Consider the following 3200-nt stretch of genomic DNA (forward strand, 5'->3'; position numbering starts at 1 on the left):
TGTGACGGGTGGTTGGTCGTTGTTTGAGAACTGCACAGTGGACGCGAGCATCTGTGGCCAAGTTTTTAAGGGCGCACGGTGGATGCCTTGGTACCAGGAACCGATGAAGGACGTGGGAGGCCACGATAGTCCCCGGGGAGCCGTCAACCAGGCTTTGATCCGGGGGTTTCCGAATGGGGAAACCCGGCAGTCGTCATGGGCTGTCACCCATGCCTGAACACATAGGGCATGTGGAGGGAACGCGGGGAAGTGAAACATCTCAGTACCCGCAGGAAGAGAAAACAACCGTGATTCCGGGAGTAGTGGCGAGCGAAACTGGATGAGGCTAAACCTTAGGCGTGTGATACCCGGCAGGGGTTGCGTTTGAGGGGTTGTGGGATTGTGCTTGATCAGTCTGCCGGCTGGTCGGTGAGTTATAAATCGTTGATGTAGACGAAGGGCATGCGAAAGGCCCGGCGTAGAGGGTAAGACCCCCGTAGTCGAAATGTCAGCGACTTGCTTGCACTTTTTCCCAAGTAGCACGGGGCCCGAGAAATCCCGTGTGAATCTGGCGGGACCACCCGCTAAGCCTAAATATTCCCTGGTGACCGATAGCGGATAGTACCGTGAGGGAATGGTGAAAAGTACCCCGGGAGGGGAGTGAAATAGTACCTGAAACCGTGTGCCTACAAGCCGTGGGAGCGTCGCATGCAAGCTTGCTTGTATGTCGTGACTGCGTGCCTTTTGAAGAATGAGCCTGCGAGTTTGCGGTGTGTTGCGAGGTTAACCCGTGTGGGGAAGCCGTAGCGAAAGCGAGTCCGAATAGGGCGTTTGAGTAGCATGCCCAAGACCCGAAGCGGAGTGATCTAGCCATGGGCAGGTTGAAGCGGCTGTAAGAGGTCGTGGAGGACCGAACCCACCAGGGTTGAAAACCTGGGGGATGACCTGTGGTTAGGGGTGAAAGGCCAATCAAACTCCGTGATAGCTGGTTCTCCCCGAAATGCATTTAGGTGCAGCGTCGTGTGTTTCTTGCCGGAGGTAGAGCACTGGATAGGCGATGGGCCCTACCGGGTTACTGACCTTAGCCAAACTCCGAATGCCGGTAAGTGAGAGCGCGGCAGTGAGACTGTGGGGGATAAGCTCCATGGTCGAGAGGGAAACAGCCCAGAGCATCGACTAAGGCCCCTAAGCGTACGCTAAGTGGGAAAGGATGTGGAGTCGCACAGACAACCAGGAGGTTGGCTTAGAAGCAGCCACCCTTGAAAGAGTGCGTAATAGCTCACTGGTCTAGTGATTCCGCGCCGACAATGTAGCGGGGCTCAAGCGTACCGCCGAAGTCGTGTCATTGCAGCATTGAGGGCCAACGCCTGCTGTGATGGGTAGGGGAGCGTCGTGTGCCGGGTGAAGCTGCGCCGGAAGGCAGTGGTGGACGGTTCACGAGTGAGAATGCAGGCATGAGTAGCGATACACACGTGGGAAACGTGTGCGCCGATTGACTAAGGGTTCCTGGGTCAAGCTGATCTGCCCAGGGTAAGTCGGGACCTAAGGCGAGGCCGACAGGCGTAGTCGATGGATAACCGGTTGATATTCCGGTACCCGCTGTAGAGCGTCAAACATTGAATCAGGCGATGCTAAGCCCGTGAAGCCGTTCCGGACCCTTCGGGGAATGGAAAGTGGTGGAGCCGGTGACCCGGACTTGTAGTAGGTGAGTGATGGGGTGACGCAGGAAGGTAGTCCATCCCGGGCGGTGGTTGTCCCGGGGTAAGGGTGTAGGCCGAGTGGTAGGTAAATCCGCTACTCATTAAGGCTGAGACCTGATGCCGAGCCGATTATGGTGAAGTGGATGATCCTATGCTGTCGAGAAAAGCCTCTAGCGAGTTTTATGGCGGCCCGTACCCTAAACCGACTCAGGTGGTCAGGTAGAGAATACCGAGGCGTTCGGGTGAACTATGGTTAAGGAACTCGGCAAAATGCCCCCGTAACTTCGGGAGAAGGGGGGCCATTTCTGGTGATGAGCTTCGCGCTCTGAGCTGGGGGTGGCCGCAGAGACCAGCGAGAAGCGACTGTTTACTAAAAACACAGGTCCGTGCGAAGCCGTAAGGCGATGTATACGGACTGACGCCTGCCCGGTGCTGGAACGTTAAGGGGACCGGTTAGCTGCATTTCGGTGTGGCGAAGCTGAGAACTTAAGCGCCAGTAAACGGCGGTGGTAACTATAACCATCCTAAGGTAGCGAAATTCCTTGTCGGGTAAGTTCCGACCTGCACGAATGGCGTAACGACTTCTCGACTGTCTCAACCATAGGCCCGGTGAAATTGCACTACGAGTAAAGATGCTCGTTTCGCGCAGCAGGACGGAAAGACCCCGGGACCTTTACTACAGTTTGATATTGGTGTTCGGTTCGGCTTGTGTAGGATAGGTGGGAGACTTTGAAGCGGCCACGCCAGTGGTTGTGGAGTCGCTGTTGAAATACCACTCTGGTCGTGCTGGATGTCTAACCTGGGTCCGTGATCCGGATCAGGGACAGTGTCTGATGGGTAGTTTAACTGGGGCGGTTGCCTCCTAAAGAGTAACGGAGGCGCCCAAAGGTTCCCTCAGCCTGGTTGGTAATCAGGTGTTGAGTGTAAGTGCACAAGGGAGCTTGACTGTGAGACCGACGGGTCGAGCAGGGACGAAAGTCGGGACTAGTGATCCGGCGGTGGCTTGTGGAAGCGCCGTCGCTCAACGGATAAAAGGTACCCCGGGGATAACAGGCTGATCTTCCCCAAGAGTCCATATCGACGGGATGGTTTGGCACCTCGATGTCGGCTCGTCGCATCCTGGGGCTGGAGTCGGTCCCAAGGGTTGGGCTGTTCGCCCATTAAAGCGGTACGCGAGCTGGGTTTAGAACGTCGTGAGACAGTTCGGTCCCTATCCGCTGCGCGCGCAGGAGTCTTGAGAAGGGCTGTCCCTAGTACGAGAGGACCGGGACGGACGAACCTCTGGTGTGCCAGTTGTCCTGCCAAGGGCATGGCTGGTTGGCTACGTTCGGGAGGGATAACCGCTGAAAGCATCTAAGCGGGAAGCCTGCTTCGAGATGAGGACTCCCACCCACTTGATGGGGTAAGGCTCCCAGTAGACGACTGGGTTGATAGGCCAGATATGGAAGCCGGGTGACCGGTGGAGTTGACTGGTACTAATAGGCCGAGGGCTTGTCCTCAGTTGCTCGCGTCCACTGTGTT

The 3200-nt window shown here is 56.6% G+C and carries 1 rRNA gene; it reads left to right on the plus strand.

The window, feature by feature from the left end:
- Positions 1 to 55: 55 nt before the first annotated feature.
- A 23S ribosomal RNA gene (locus ACFWIA_RS35025) occupies positions 56 to 3178 on the plus strand.
- The last annotated feature ends 22 nt before the right edge of the window (positions 3179 to 3200 follow it).

Origin of the sequence: Streptomyces sp. NPDC127068 (genome assembly GCF_042724695.1) — a bacterium.
Taxonomy (GTDB): Bacteria; Actinomycetota; Actinomycetes; order Streptomycetales; family Streptomycetaceae; genus Streptomyces.